The 13,606-nt window shown below is 64.3% G+C and carries 12 protein-coding genes and 1 tRNA gene; 8 read left to right on the forward strand and 5 right to left on the reverse strand.

Annotation, left to right across the window (positions count from 1 at the left end; all coding sequences use genetic code 11):
• Positions 1–116: 116 nt before the first annotated feature.
• The 8 genes from BGP02_RS09055 (at position 117) to BGP02_RS09090 (ending at position 7,304) form a co-directional block, all read left to right on the forward strand.
• On the forward strand, positions 117–2,408 hold the full coding sequence (locus BGP02_RS09055; protein ID WP_254440897.1) for a sensor histidine kinase: 2,292 nt from the start codon (positions 117–119) through the stop codon (positions 2,406–2,408).
• Positions 2,409–3,149 carry a response regulator gene (locus BGP02_RS09060; RefSeq protein WP_261939409.1) on the forward strand — a complete coding sequence of 247 codons (741 nt, stop codon included), beginning with the start codon at positions 2,409–2,411 and terminating at the stop codon, positions 3,147–3,149.
• 105 nt (positions 3,150–3,254) lie between these two features.
• Positions 3,255–3,330, forward strand: a tRNA-Phe gene (locus BGP02_RS09065).
• A gap of 210 nt (positions 3,331–3,540) precedes the next feature.
• Positions 3,541–4,278: a 7-cyano-7-deazaguanine synthase QueC gene (gene queC / locus BGP02_RS09070; protein WP_017231981.1), complete on the forward strand. Its 738-nt coding sequence runs from the start codon at positions 3,541–3,543 to the stop codon at positions 4,276–4,278.
• A 22-nt stretch (positions 4,279–4,300) separates the two neighbouring features.
• On the forward strand, positions 4,301–4,936 hold the full coding sequence (queE, locus tag BGP02_RS09075) for a 7-carboxy-7-deazaguanine synthase (protein WP_017231980.1): 636 nt from the start codon (positions 4,301–4,303) through the stop codon (positions 4,934–4,936).
• Positions 4,937–4,948: 12 nt separating this feature from the next.
• Positions 4,949–5,389, forward strand: a complete 441-nt coding sequence (gene queD / locus BGP02_RS09080; RefSeq protein ID WP_425494863.1) for a 6-carboxytetrahydropterin synthase QueD — start codon at positions 4,949–4,951, stop codon at positions 5,387–5,389.
• Positions 5,390–5,997: 608 nt separating this feature from the next.
• The gene (locus tag BGP02_RS09085) at positions 5,998–6,420 is read left to right on the forward strand and encodes a DsrE family protein (protein WP_017231977.1); all 423 of its coding nucleotides are present in this window, start codon (positions 5,998–6,000) and stop codon (positions 6,418–6,420) included.
• Between the two features lie 170 nt (positions 6,421–6,590).
• On the forward strand, positions 6,591–7,304 hold the full coding sequence (locus BGP02_RS09090) for a tetratricopeptide repeat protein (RefSeq protein ID WP_157211336.1): 714 nt from the start codon (positions 6,591–6,593) through the stop codon (positions 7,302–7,304).
• Here BGP02_RS09090 and rodA read toward each other — a convergent pair.
• From rodA to BGP02_RS09115, 5 genes are all read right to left on the reverse strand, one after another.
• A complete protein-coding gene (rodA, locus tag BGP02_RS09095; RefSeq protein ID WP_286798495.1) occupies positions 7,301–8,449 on the reverse strand; it encodes a rod shape-determining protein RodA in 1,149 nt (382 codons plus the stop codon). The genes BGP02_RS09090 and rodA overlap by 4 nt on opposite strands.
• A complete protein-coding gene (gene mrdA / locus BGP02_RS09100) occupies positions 8,449–10,662 on the reverse strand; it encodes a penicillin-binding protein 2 (protein ID WP_286798385.1) in 2,214 nt (737 codons plus the stop codon). Before mrdA ends, rodA begins: the two co-directional genes overlap by 1 nt.
• Positions 10,663–10,705: 43 nt before the next feature.
• The gene (gene mreD, locus BGP02_RS09105) at positions 10,706–11,218 is read right to left on the reverse strand and encodes a rod shape-determining protein MreD (protein ID WP_286798386.1); all 513 of its coding nucleotides are present in this window, start codon (positions 11,216–11,218) and stop codon (positions 10,706–10,708) included.
• Between the two features lie 9 nt (positions 11,219–11,227).
• Entirely contained in the window at positions 11,228–12,196 is a 969-nt protein-coding gene (gene mreC / locus BGP02_RS09110) for a rod shape-determining protein MreC (protein WP_261939406.1), read from the reverse strand.
• A gap of 184 nt (positions 12,197–12,380) precedes the next feature.
• The gene (locus tag BGP02_RS09115) at positions 12,381–13,424 is read right to left on the reverse strand and encodes a rod shape-determining protein (RefSeq protein WP_010805637.1); all 1,044 of its coding nucleotides are present in this window, start codon (positions 13,422–13,424) and stop codon (positions 12,381–12,383) included.
• Positions 13,425–13,606 lie beyond the last annotated feature (182 nt).

The raw sequence follows: 13,606 nt of genomic DNA on the forward strand, positions 1-13,606 counted from the left end.
TCTGAGGGGCCATTTGCCACTTGCCTTCAGCGCGGCGCTGCCGCCCGGAGTCGCCCGTGTCAAGTAACGGCGGCGGCCTGCTCAAGCGCATCGTCATTCGCACGCTGATCGTCACGATGGCGCTCGTGGCCATCGGGCTGTTCGGCCTGCTTGCGCTGGCATCGGCCAATACCGAATTCTTCGATCGCTACTATTCGCTGCTCTACACGGCGAACATCGCGGTGGCGATCATCTTCGTCTTCATCGTCGGTGCGCTCGTCTGGATCATTCTTGCGCGGCTGCGCGAGCGACGCTTCGGCACGCGACTTCTCGCCAAGCTGGCCATCTTCTTCGCGCTGGTGGGGGTGCTGCCGGGCGGCATCATCTATCTGGTGTCGCTGCAGTTCGTCTCGCGCAGCATCGAGTCGTGGTTCGACGTGCGCGTCGAGACGGCGCTCGACTCCGGCCTCGAACTCGGACGCGCCATCCTCAACAACGGTCTGTCGGACCTCAGCGCCAAGGCGCAACTCGTGGCCGACAACCTTGCGTCGAGCGGCGACAAGGGGGGAACGCTCGCGCTGCTGCGCATGCGTGACCAGTTCGGCCTGCAAGACGCGACCATCGTCGACGGCAATGGGCGTGTGCTCGCGTCGGCGTCTGGCAGCTTCAATGCGCTGGTGCCGGATCTGCCGACGCCGCTCATGCTGCGTCAGGCGCGCACACAGTCGCGCGGCTATACGGCCATCGAAGGCGGCAGCGAGGGCTACGACAAGCATCAGGCACGCGATCAATTGCGCTGGCGCGTGGTGATCCGCATTCCTTCCGGGTACACGTCGTCATTGCAAGACGAAGAGCGTTTCCTGCAAGTCACGCAACTGGTGCCGGCCAATCTTGCGCAGAACGCCGAGGCGGTGCAGAGCGCCTATCGCGAATATCAGGAAAAGGCGCTGGGCCGCACGGGCCTGCGCAAGATGTATATCGGCACGCTGACGCTGTCGCTGTTCCTCGCCACGTTCGTGGCGATGATGCTCGCGCTAGCACTCGGCAACCAGCTCGCGCGGCCGCTCTTCCTGCTGGCACGCGGCACGCAGGAAGTCGCGGCAGGCGATTTGTCGCCGAAAGGGGAAATGCGCACCAACGACGAATTGGGCTTCCTGACGCAGGCGTTCAATGCCATGACGCGTCAGTTGTCCGACGCGCGCGCCACGGTCGAGCGCAATCGGCTGGCGCTTGAAAGTTCGAAGGCGCACTTGGAGAGTATTCTGTCGAGCCTCACGGCCGGCGTGTTCGTCTTCGATCGCGACTTCCGCCTGACGACGGCCAATGCCGGCGCCGAACGTATCTTCAAGCAGAGCTTGCAGGGTGAGCTGAACCGCTCGCCTGCGCATATTCCGGCGTTGGTGGAGTTTGGTGAGACGCTGCGTCGCGCGTTCGCCGATCGCGATGCGAACGCCGATCTCGGCCCGGGCGGGCACTGGCAGCAGCAGATCGGTCTGACGCTGCCGGGCGAGACCGATGCCGTGACGCTGCTCGTGCGCGGTTCGCATTTGCCGGAGCCGATGGTCGCGGTGGCGGGCGTGCCGACGCGTGCGGGCGGCGGCTACGTCGTGGTGTTCGACGATATCAGCGATGTGATTTCGGCACAGCGTTCGGTCGCGTGGGCCGAGGTGGCGCGGCGTCTGGCACACGAGATCAAGAATCCGCTCACACCGATCCAGCTCTCCGCCGAGCGGCTGCAAATGAAATTGTCCGACAAGCTGCCGCCGGCCGATGCCGAGGTGCTGCGCCGGGGCGCGACGACCATCGTCAACCAGGTGGCGGCCATGAAGCGCATGGTCGACGATTTCCGCGACTACGCGCGACTGCCGCCAGCGATCATGCATTCGCTGCAACTCAACGAGTTGATCGGCGAGGTGCTGACGTTATACGGGGTGGATGAAGGGCGCGGCGCGATTCGTCCGAATCTGGATGCGGACCTGCCGGAGATACGCGGCGACTCGACGCAATTGCGTCAGGTTATTCATAATCTGCTGCAGAATGCTCAAGATGCCGTCAGCGCAACCGAAAAGCCTCTTATCACGGTGGAAACGAAGACAGTAGAATACGCAGGAACGGACATGCAGCCCGGCGAACCGAAACGCACGGCAGTGCGCTTGACGATCACGGACAACGGGCCGGGCTTCCCGGCGCGCATTCTGACCCGCGCATTCGAGCCCTACGTGACCACGAAGTCGAAGGGCACCGGACTCGGACTCGCGATGGTCAAGAAGATCATCGACGAGCATCAGGCGCGCATCGACATTCGCAACCGGCCATTACCCGAGGGCGAAGGCAGTGCAGGCGCACAGATTTCGATCTTGTTTACTCAATTGGCTGACGACCAGGAACTGTCGCGCAACAAGCCGGCAGAACACACGAAGGTAGCGTAAATGGCAACCATTTTGGTGGTGGATGACGAAATGGGGATCCGGGAGCTGCTCTCCGAGATTCTGAGCGACGAGGGGCATGTCGTGGAGGTCGCGGAGAACGCGCAGGAAGCGCGGGCCTTTCGCGCCGCGCACACGCCCGATCTCGTGCTGCTCGATATCTGGATGCCCGATACCGACGGCGTAACCTTGCTCAAGGAATGGGCGGCGCAGCAGTTGTTGACGATGCCCGTGATCATGATGTCGGGCCACGCCACGATCGATACCGCCGTCGAGGCGACCAAGATCGGTGCCCTCAATTTCCTCGAAAAGCCCATTGCCCTGCAGAAGCTGTTGCAGGCGGTGGAGCAGGGGCTCGCGCGCGGCAAACGCGAACTGTCTGGCGGCGCGCCCAGCGCATTCGCCGCCGATGACGACGCGCCTGACGCGGGCGTCTTCGGCGAGAGCGAACCGCGCCACGTGGGCGGGGGCCTGAACGGCTCGGCGGTGCATCACGCGCCGCTCGGCGCGCACGATCTCGATGGCGGCGTCGCGGGGGCGGTGGTGGGCATGTCGGGCGACATCTCGTTCGACGTTCCGCTGCGCGAGGCGCGCGATGCGTTCGAGCGTGCCTACTTCGCCTACCATCTGGCCAAGGAGCACGGCAGCATGACGCGCGTGGCCGAGAAAACGGGCCTGGAGCGCACGCACCTGTATCGCAAGCTCAAGCAACTGGGCGTGGAGCTCTCGAAGAGCAAGACATGACGGAGGTGCGGCGCGCCCGAGCGCGCTGCGACGCCGCTTTCCAGCGGATTTTTTCAACGAAGGGCTTGCGCGAAGCGTCGGCAGTCTCTATAATCGCTTTCTCTTGGCCCGGTAGCTCAGTTGGTAGAGCAGCGGATTGAAAATCCGCGTGTCGTTGGTTCGATTCCGACCCAGGCCACCAAATTCGAAGGGCTTGCGTACATCGCAAGCCCTTTTTGCGTTTGAACGAAAACGCTGCCCGATGATGGGTATCACGCCCTGACGATAGCCATGCCGGGCGTCGCGGTTCACAATCGCGTGACCTATCCCGCACGCGGGCTGCCCGAGGGGCGGCCGCAAGCGCGTGCCCCGGCCCCCGTCGCCCTGACGGCGAGGGCGATACTGCTAGCGCATGATCATGACGACAAGCACTGATTCCGCTCTGGTCCTGTTCTCCGGTGGACAGGATTCGACCACCTGCCTCGCGTGGGCACTGTCGCGCTATGCGCGCGTCGAAACGCTGGGCTTCGATTACGGCCAGCGCCACCGGGTGGAACTGGAATGCCGCACCGACGTGCTGGCCAAGCTGCGCGCGCGGTTTGCGCAGTGGGCGCCGCGCCTCGGCGACGATCACATGATCGACCTGTCGATCCTGGGCCAGATCAGCGAGACGTCGCTGACGCGCGAGACCACGATCGCAATGGCGGCAAACCATCTGCCGAACACCTTCGTGCCGGGCCGGAATCTGCTGTTCCTGACGATTGGTGCGACCATTGCGTATCGACGCGGTTTGCGCGTGCTGGTCGGCGGCATGTGCGAGACGGATTTTTCGGGCTACCCCGATTGCCGCGACGACACCATGAAGGCGCTGCAGGTCGCGCTCAATCTGGGCATGGACCAACGTTTTATCGTCGAGACGCCGCTGATGTGGATCGACAAGGCGGACACGTGGCAGATGGCGCAGGATCTGGGCGGCGACGCGCTGGTCGAGACCGTGCGCGAAGACACGCACACGTGCTATCTGGGCGAGCGCAGCGTGCTGCATGCGTGGGGTTACGGATGCGGCGAATGTCCGGCCTGCCAGTTGCGCCAGCGCGGTTTCGAGCAGTGGCGCGCGCGCGGTCACGATCACGATCGCAGCGCGGTCTGATCCTGGGAGAATCGAGGGCAACATGACGTACGCGGTAAAGGAAATCTTCTACACCTTGCAGGGCGAGGGCGCCAACGCCGGACGTCCGGCGGTGTTCTGCCGGTTTGCGGGATGCAACCTGTGGACCGGCCGCGAAGAGGACCGCGCGGACGCCGTCTGCCAGTTCTGCGACACCGACTTCATCGGCACCGACGGCGAGAATGGCGGCAAGTACCGTACGCCGGCCGATCTCGTCGCGCAAATCGTGGCGTTGTGGCCGGCGGGCGAGCGCGCCCACCGGTTCGTCGTATGCACGGGCGGTGAGCCGCTGCTGCAGCTCGACGCGCCGCTCATCGACGCGCTGCACGCCGAGGGCTTTCGCATCGCGGTGGAGACCAACGGCACGCAAGCGATCCCCGAGGGGATCGACTGGGTGTGCGTGAGCCCGAAGGCCGATGCCGAGCTGATCGTCACGCGCGGCGATGAGCTGAAAGTTGTGGTGCCGCAAGATCGCCAACGTCTGGCTGAGTACGAAGCGCTCGATTTCCAGTACTTCTACCTCCAGCCGATGGACGGACCGCTGCGCGACACGAATACGAAGTTGGCGATCGACTATTGCAAAGCGCATCCGCGCTGGTCGTTGTCGATGCAGACGCACAAATACCTGAATATTCCCTGAGCCGTTGCCGTGATTACGATTACCCGGAAACTCGAATTCGATGCGGGCCACCGCATTCCCGACCACCGAAGCCAGTGCCGCAACCTGCACGGGCATCGCTATGTGCTCGAGATCACGCTCGCGGGCGAAGTGAGCCGCGAGAGCGGGGCCTCCGACAATGGCATGGTGATGGACTTCGCCGACGTGAAGGCCCTGGCCAATGAGCATCTCGTGTCGGTGTGGGACCACGCGTTCCTCGTTTATGAGGGCGACACGGCCGTGCGCAATTTTCTCGAGACGATGCCCGACCACAAGACGGTGGTCTTCGACCGGGTGCCGACCGTCGAGAATCTGGCGGCGGCTGCCTTCGACACGCTGAGCCACGTCTTTGACGCGCATTACGGCCGCGACTTGCGCCTGGTGCGCCTGCGTCTGTACGAGACGCCGAACTGCTGGTCGGAAGTCACGGCGTAATACGCTTCGACGCTTGCGAGATCTTCGTTGATGCTGCGTCCTCCCGTCGCTGGGGTGACGCCCACGCCGCCACGAATTCGACACTCCCGCCGGCGAATTCGACGGCGGCCAGTGGCCACCTGACCGAAAGTGCCAACCCGCCAGATCTTGAGTCTGGCGGGTTTTTTCATTTCAGGAGTTGGCATGACTAGAATTTCAGTGGGCAGCGACGTGATTGCGCAGAACGTGCAGTCCTTGGTACAGCTTGTCGCAATGCGGCGGCGAGATTCGCACGGCAATCCGCATTCCCTGGATCAGGTGGTGAATCGACCGGTGGCTGCCGTGCCCCCACGGCGGCAGCTAAGCGCATCGCCGCTCGATCACGGCGAATTGCGCGCAGATTTTGTGAGTTCGGGACCCGCAGGCCCTGCGCGGTTGCCCGTTCCGGCGCGAGAGGAGCGAGTGGTCTGTTTCGATGCCGCGACGCAGACCGACGCGGGGTGAGAGGGGCCGCCGCCGTATTCGGTGCGGGATGTGACGCCCGGCGCGCCGGGCCCGAGCGATGCCCTGGGGCGGGCCAACGCGCTATGATGCGGCTGACACCACGTAACCAATAGGAGACTCCACAAATGAAGACGCTGCTGCGCGGCTTGCTGGCCGCATTCCTGTTCGCGGCATTCGCCGTGCCTGCCACACCGGCATTCGCGCGCGACAAGGTCGTGTATCACATCAACGACGCCGAGCAACAGGCGCTGGCCGCTTTGCGCAACGTTCGCAACCAGCTCGACACGGTGCCGGATACCGACATCGTGGTCGTCGCGCACGCGAAGGGGGTCGACTTCCTGATGGAAAGTTACAAGGACGCCGCGACCGTCGGGCCGCTGATCGCGGCGTTGCATGCGCGTGGCGTCAAGTTCGAGGTGTGTGAAATCACGATGAAGCAGCGCAACCTGAAGAAGGACCAGTTTGTGCTCGACGCGGACTTCACGCCGTCCGGTGTCGTCGAACTCACGCGCTTGCAGCAAAAGGGTTACGCGTACATCAAGCCGTAAGTCGGACGTCTTGCCGCCCATCCAAGCCCTGGCCCTACGCCGGGGCTTTCACCTTGGCCGACGCGATCTCGATCGTCAACACGGCGGCGAAACCGGCGCCGGCATTCGCCCCGGCGCATCTTGTCCATTTGGCGCACAATACGTCCAAAGCCTGTCTCGGGAGATTCGCGATGTCGACGTCTTACGCCATGCGCCGGCTGCTCACCGGTCTCGCCGCCACGTTGGTGGGGGCGGCCTGCCAGCCGATTCCTTATGCGGTAGCCGCCGCGCAAGCCCCGGCCCAGGGGCTGACCGATCAGGCCGTGCAGCACTATGAGGCGGGCCAGCAGTCGCAGGCACTCGGTGAGTTTCGCCGGGCGGCCGAGCAGGGCAATCGTCTCGCCCAGTTCGACTACGCCATGATGCTTCTCAACGGCGAGGGCGGCACGCCCGATCCGAGCGGCGCCGTGCAGTGGCTCGAGCGCGCGGCGAACGCAGGCATGACCCAGGCGCAGTACGTCTACGGCAAGATGTTCGACGACGGCTATGTCGTCGGAAAATCGATTCCCCAGGCCAATCTCTGGTACGAAAAGGCGGCGAAGCAGGGCCATGTGCAGGCGCAGGCGGCCATCGCGAACGAGTATTTCATCGGGCGCGGCGTGCCCAAGGATTACAAGACAGCGTTTGGTTGGTACGAGAAAGCCGCGCGCGGTGGCGATCTGCCGTCGCAGTACATCGTGGCGAGCTACTACGAGCGGGGCTATGGCGTCGTGACGCCAGATCTCGGACGTGCGCGTCTATGGTACGAAAAGGCCGCCGCCCAGGGCGACGTGGCCGCCCAAGGCAAGCTCGATGCGATGAATCGGGGGCCCGCGCCCACCCTGTCCCCTGCGCCGGCCCGTTAGCTTTGCATCAGGCGCTTCTCGCGCGCCACGCTCATCAGAATGCCGATCCCCAGGCCGAGCGTCACCAGCGCGGTGCCGCCGTAGCTCATGAACGGTAGCGGAACGCCGACCACCGGTAGAATGCCGCTCACCATGCCCATGTTCACGAAGGCGTAGGTGAAGAAGATCATCGTGACGGACCCCGCCAACAGGCGCCCGAACAAGGTGGCGCCGGAGGCCGCGATCACCAGCCCGCGCGCGACCAGCAGCAGATACAGCACCAGCAGCACGGCTTCGCCGATCAGCCCGAACTCTTCGGCGAACACCGCGAAAATAAAGTCGGTGTGCTTCTCGGGAATGAACTCGAGGTGGGCCTGCGTTCCCTTGAGCCAGCCCTTGCCGGTTGTGCCGCCCGAGCCGATGGCAATGACCGACTGGATCGTGTGGAAGCCCTTGCCGAGCGGATCCGACGTTGGGTCCAGCAGCGTGCACACACGGTGCTTCTGGTAGTCGTGCAGGAAGTACCATTCGACCCCCGGCTGACAGATCTTGTCCTGCACGGCCAGAACGGTGCCAATGCCGATCACGACAGCGACGAGTACCGGCAGAATGAGCTTCCACGACAGCCCGGCCAGATAAATCACGTAAAGTCCGGCGGCGGCCACCAGCAGGCCGGTGCCGAGGTCAGGCTGCTTGGCGATCAGCCCCACGGGCAAGCCGAGCAACACCATGGCGACCAGATAGTCGAACCAGCGAATATTGCCTTCGCGCTTCTGGAAGTACCACGCCAGCATCAGCGGCATGGCGATCTTCATGATCTCGGACGGCTGGATCACCATCCCCACGTTCAGCCAGCGCTTCGCCCCTTTCTTCGTCAGCCCGAACATCGCGACCGCAATGAGCAGTGCTACGCCGGCCGTATAGAGCGGCACCGCGAACTTCATCAGTGTCTGCGTGGGCAGCATCGCCAGCAGCCACATCAGAATGAACGTCAGCACGATGTTGCGGATCTGGTCTTCGACGCGCCCGGGCACATCGATGCTGGCGCTATAGAGCGTGACCAGTCCCACGCACAACAGCAGGAAGACGATCAGCGCCAGGGGCCTGTCGAAACCGACGAACAGGCGTTTCACCTGCTGTTTCCACGTATGTTTGTCGAGCGCCATCATGGCGTTCCTCCTTGCGCGCGAATGGCCGCGCGATGGCGAGCTTCGTCGGCGACGGTCGGACTCACGGCCGGCTGACGATGCGGCGCCGGGGCGGGCTTCGGTGCACCGGCAGCGGAAGCCTTGCCGTCGGCGGTACGCGACACGCTCGCCGTCGCGTTGGACGCGACCGGGGCGACGCGTGCCACGGTCGTGCGCCCGCTCAGTTCGGCAGCGCTGGCGGGGGCGGCGTCAGGTGCGGCGGACACGGCCGAGACGCCCGATGCCGGTCCCGGACCCGATGCGGCCGCTTGCAACGCCGCCGCTTCGGCGGCGCGCTCCTTCGGCTCGTCGATGAGGTAGTAGTCGAGCAGACGACGCGCGACCGGACCGGCTTGTGCGGCGCCCCATCCCGCGTTCTCGACGATCAGTGCGACGGCGATCTTCGGATCGTCGGCGGGGGCGAACGCGATGAACAAGGCATGATCGCGCTTGAATTCGGGGATAGCGTTGTGGTTGTACTTCTCGTTCTTGCCGAGCGAGTAGACCTGCGCCGTGCCGGTCTTGCCACCGGCCTCGTACGGCGCGCCCGCGAATGCCTGACGGCCGGTGCCTTCCTTGATCACCCCGACCATCGCGCGTTTGACGAAATCGATGTTCGCCTGCTTGTAGGGCAGCCGTGCGCTTTCGTGCGGCACGGTGAGCTGGCGTGCGTGCGTGACGGGATCCTCGATGGCCTTCACGAGGTGAGGCTTCATCACCACGCCGTTGTTGGCCAGCGTGGCCGTCGCGTGCGCAAGTTGCAGGATCGTGAACGAGTTGTAGCCTTGCCCGATGCCCAGACTGACGGTCTCGCCGTCGTACCATTTCTGCTGCGCGGGCTTCTTGTACGCCTTGCGCTTCCATTCGGTCGACGGCAGAATGCCGCGCGCCTCGCCTTCGATGTCGATGCCCGTCAACTGACCGAAGCCGAGCGGCGCCATGAAGTCGTGAATCGCATTCACGCCCATATCGTGCGCGAGCATGTAGTAATACGTGTCGTTCGACACCACGATCGAACGGTACATGTCGATCCAGCCCTGGCCGTTGCGAACGTCGTTGCGGAACGTGTGGTTCCCGAGGGTGAATGCGCCCGTGTCCTGGAAGCCCCAGCTCGTGGTGCGCTTGCCCAGTTCGAGGGCGGCGAGCGCCATGAACGGCTTGTACGTCGAGCCGATCGGATAGGTGCCGCGCAAGGGACGGTTGAGCAGCGGCCGGTCGGGCGAATTGTTCAGGGCGTCCCAGTTTTGCTGGTCGATCCCTTCGACGAACATGTTCGGATCGAAGCTCGGCGCCGAGACGAACGCCAGCACGTCGCCCGTCTTCGGCTCGATCGCCACGACGGCGCCGCGCCGCCCGGCGAACGCTTGCTCGGCCACTTGCTGGAGCTTGATGTCGAGCGACAGCACCAGATTGTCGCCGGGCGTGGCCGGGGTGCGCGAGATCGTGCGCACCGGGCGGCCACCGGCAGTGACTTCGATTTCCTCGAAACCAGTGATGCCATGGAGCTGCGTCTCGTAGCTCTGTTCGACGCCGATCTTGCCGATGTAATCGGTGCCCTTGTAGTTGTTGACGTCGCGGCGGATGTCGTACTTGGCGCTGTCGCTGTCGTTCTCTTCGCTCATCGCCTCGATCCGCTGGCGATCGCGCTGCGAGATCCGGCCGATGTAGCCGATCACGTGCGCGGCGGTCTCGCCCAGCGGGTACTGGCGGAAGAGCCGCGCGTGCACATCCACGCCGGGAAAGCGGAAGCGCTGCGCGGTGAAGCGCGCGACTTCCTCGTCGGTCAGGCGTGTGCGGATCGGCAGGCTCTCGAAGCTCTTGCTGTCGTCCATGAGCTTCTTGAAGCGGGCGCGGTCGCGCGGCGTGATCTCGATCACGTCGGACAGATCGGTGATGAGATCTTCCAGCGGACGGCCGATCTTCGACGGCGTGATTTCCAGCGTGTAAGCGGAATAATTGCGCGCGAGCACCACGCCGTTGCGATCCATGATCACGCCCCGGTTGGGCACGATCGGCGCGAGCGAGACGCGATTTTCGTCGGCTTGCAGCGCGTACTGGTTATGGCGGAAGACCTGCAGGTAGACGAAGCGTACGCCGAGCAGGCCAAAGCAGATCAGCACGAAAAATGCAGCTGCTGTGATCCGCAGATGAAACGTCTGCAGTTGTTGCTGGGGATTCTTGAACTCGGTCATGCAAGCAGGGCTCGGTGGCGCGATCGGGTGGGGACGGGGCCCATCAGATCGGACGCGTGTCGTCGCGGTCGACGGCGCGCTTCTGCGGCGCCAGCAACAGAATACTGATCACCGGCCAGAGCAGGGCTTCGACAAACCCCGCCGCGAGCGGCCACCAGCCCGGAAACGCCGCACCGGTCGCCAGACGAATGATGAATGGCACCACGTGCGCGAGCAGCAGCAACGGCAGCACCGTCAGCGCCTGGCCAAGCAGCGTAAAAAACAGGACACGGCGGTGAATCATGATCGCGCCGTAGGACAGCAGCGTGTAAGCGAGCGCGTGCTCGCCCAGCAGGCCGGCGTTGTGCACGTCCATGAGCAGGCCAACGAGGAACGCCACGCCCATGCCCACCTTGCGCGGCTGGTGGATGTTCCAGAACATCAACACCAGCGCGACGAAGTCGGGCATGGCGGGGGCGTGGCCCCACGGCATCAGGTTGACCAGAAACGCCACCACGAGACTGATCGCGATGAAGTACGGATTGACCGGCAGCAGAATGTATTGCGGTCGTGTCATATCGATTCCTCAATGACCCTTGCGGGTGGCCGGGGCGCGCTTCGGATCGGCGCGCATGCCGCCCTTCTGGCCGGGCTTCTCGCCGCTTGCCGACGGATCGGAGGCGCGCGCGAGATCAGCGGCGGCGTCTGGATGCAGGGCGAGCGGCGTGGTGTATTGCAGCACCAGCACCTGACGCTGGCTGCGCAGATTGGCCACCGGCTGACACAGAATGCGCGCGAACGCGGTGTCGGACACGCGGTCAACCTTGGTGATGCGGGCCACGGGCAGGCCGGCGGGGTAGATGCCGTCCAGGCCGCTCGTGGCGATTTCGTCGCCGACCTTGACGTCGGCCGACAGTGGAATGAAGCGCAGGTCCAGCACGTTGCCGCGCAGCCCGCCGTAGATCACGCTATGCACACCGCTGCGCGTGACTTGCACGGGCACGGCTTGCTCTTTGTCGGTGAGCAGCGTGACTTCGCTTTGCAGCAGGAAGACGCGCGAGACCTGACCGAGCAGACCCTGTTCCGTGACCACCGGGGCGCCGAGCTTCACGCCATGCTTTGTGCCGCGATCGATGACCACGCGCTGCGTGAACGGGTCGCGTGTGTCGTACTCGATCTCGGCGGGAATGCTCGGCACGGGCAGGCGCTCGCGCAAGGCGAGCATCTGGCGCAGATGTTCGTTCTCGGCGGTCAACTGGTTATTGCGTTGAGCCTGCACGGAGAGCTCAAGGTTTTGCGCGAGAAGCGCCCGGTTCTCGCCCGAGAGTTGCGATTCGGTCGAGAAGAAGCCCGCCACGCCGAGAATGGCGTCGCGCGGCAACAGCATCATGCGTTGCACCGGATACAGGGCGGTGCCGACAACGGCCCGAACCCGTTCCAGCGTGTTGTAGTGCGAGTCGACCACGAGCAGGCCGATGGCAAGCGCGACGAAACAGATCAGCCGGGCCAACGCCGACGGACCCTGTTTGAACAGTGGCGGCGGACTGTACTGCATGGTGGGCCCTTCAGGGGAGCACGCGCAGCGAGGCGCCGCGGTGCGCGAATGGTGTCAGTCGGGTGCGACGGCGCGGCATGACGACAAGCTCCGTGCGCGTGGTCTTGCTGCGTGGCCAGTCGTGTCGGGCGAGGGGGGGAAGGGATGGCCCCACCGCGCCGGACGACGAACCACGCACGTTAGCTTACTCGTAAGAGAAAATGCTGCCGAGCTTGTCCATGCGCTCGAGCGCCATGCCCGAGCCACGCACCACGCAGGTAAGCGGGTCTTCGGCGACCAGCACCGGCAGGCCCGTTTCTTCGGCGAGCAGACGGTCGAGATCGCGCAGCAGCGCGCCGCCGCCCGTGAGCATCATGCCGCGCTCGGCGATGTCGGCACCCAGTTCCGGCGGCGTTTGTTCGAGGGCGATCTTCACCGACGACACGATCTGGTTGAGCGGATCGGTCAGCGCTTCGAGGATTTCGTTGCTCGAAATGGTGAAAGCGCGCGGAATCCCTTCCGACAGGTTGCGACCCTTGACTTCCATTTCCTTGACTTCGGAACCCGGGAAGGCCGAGCCGATTTCCTTCTTGATCGCTTCGGCGGTCTGTTCGCCGATCAGCATGCCGTAGTTGCGGCGGATGTAGTTGACGATGGCTTCGTCGAACTTGTCGCCACCGACACGTACCGATCCCTTGTAGACGATACCGCCCAGCGAGATCACGCCCACCTCGGTCGTGCCGCCACCGATGTCGACGACCATCGAGCCCGTGGCTTCCGAGACCGGCAGGCCGGCACCGATGGCTGCGGCCATCGGCTCTTCGATCAGATACACCTGCGAGGCGCCCGCGCCGTGCGCGGCTTCCTTGATGGCGCGGCGCTCGACCTGGGTCGAGCCGCACGGCACGCAGATGATGATGCGCGGCGACGGCGAGAACAGGCGCGACTCGTGAGCCATCTTGATGAACTGCTTGATCATCTGCTCGGTCACGGTGAAGTCGGCGATCACGCCGTCCTTCATCGGGCGAATCGCCTCGATGTTGCCCGGCACCTTGCCAAGCATTTGCTTGGCTTCCTTGCCGACGGCTTGAATCGTCTTCTTGCCGCTCGGGCCGCCTTCCTGGCGAATGGCGACGACCGACGGTTCGTCGAGCACGACGCCCTTGCCGCGCATGTAGATGAGCGTGTTGGCGGTGCCCAGGTCAATGGCCAGGTCGTTGGAGAAATAGCTTCGAAGAAAACCGAACATGCAAAATCCTGTGTCTGCGTGAGGCCGTCCCAATGGATGTGACTGGGACGGCGGCCTGTCATCTGGGTTCCGGCCTGTTCGCAAAAAAATCGCCAGGCGCCACGCGGCGGCTCGCGAAACGTGCGGACAAACCGAGGAATGCGGTACCGGGCAGGAGGCGGGGCTGCCGTTATCCATCCGTC

Source organism: Pandoraea sp. 64-18 (genome assembly GCF_001899225.1).
In the GTDB taxonomy this organism is placed as follows: domain Bacteria; phylum Pseudomonadota; class Gammaproteobacteria; order Burkholderiales; family Burkholderiaceae; genus Pandoraea; species Pandoraea cepalis.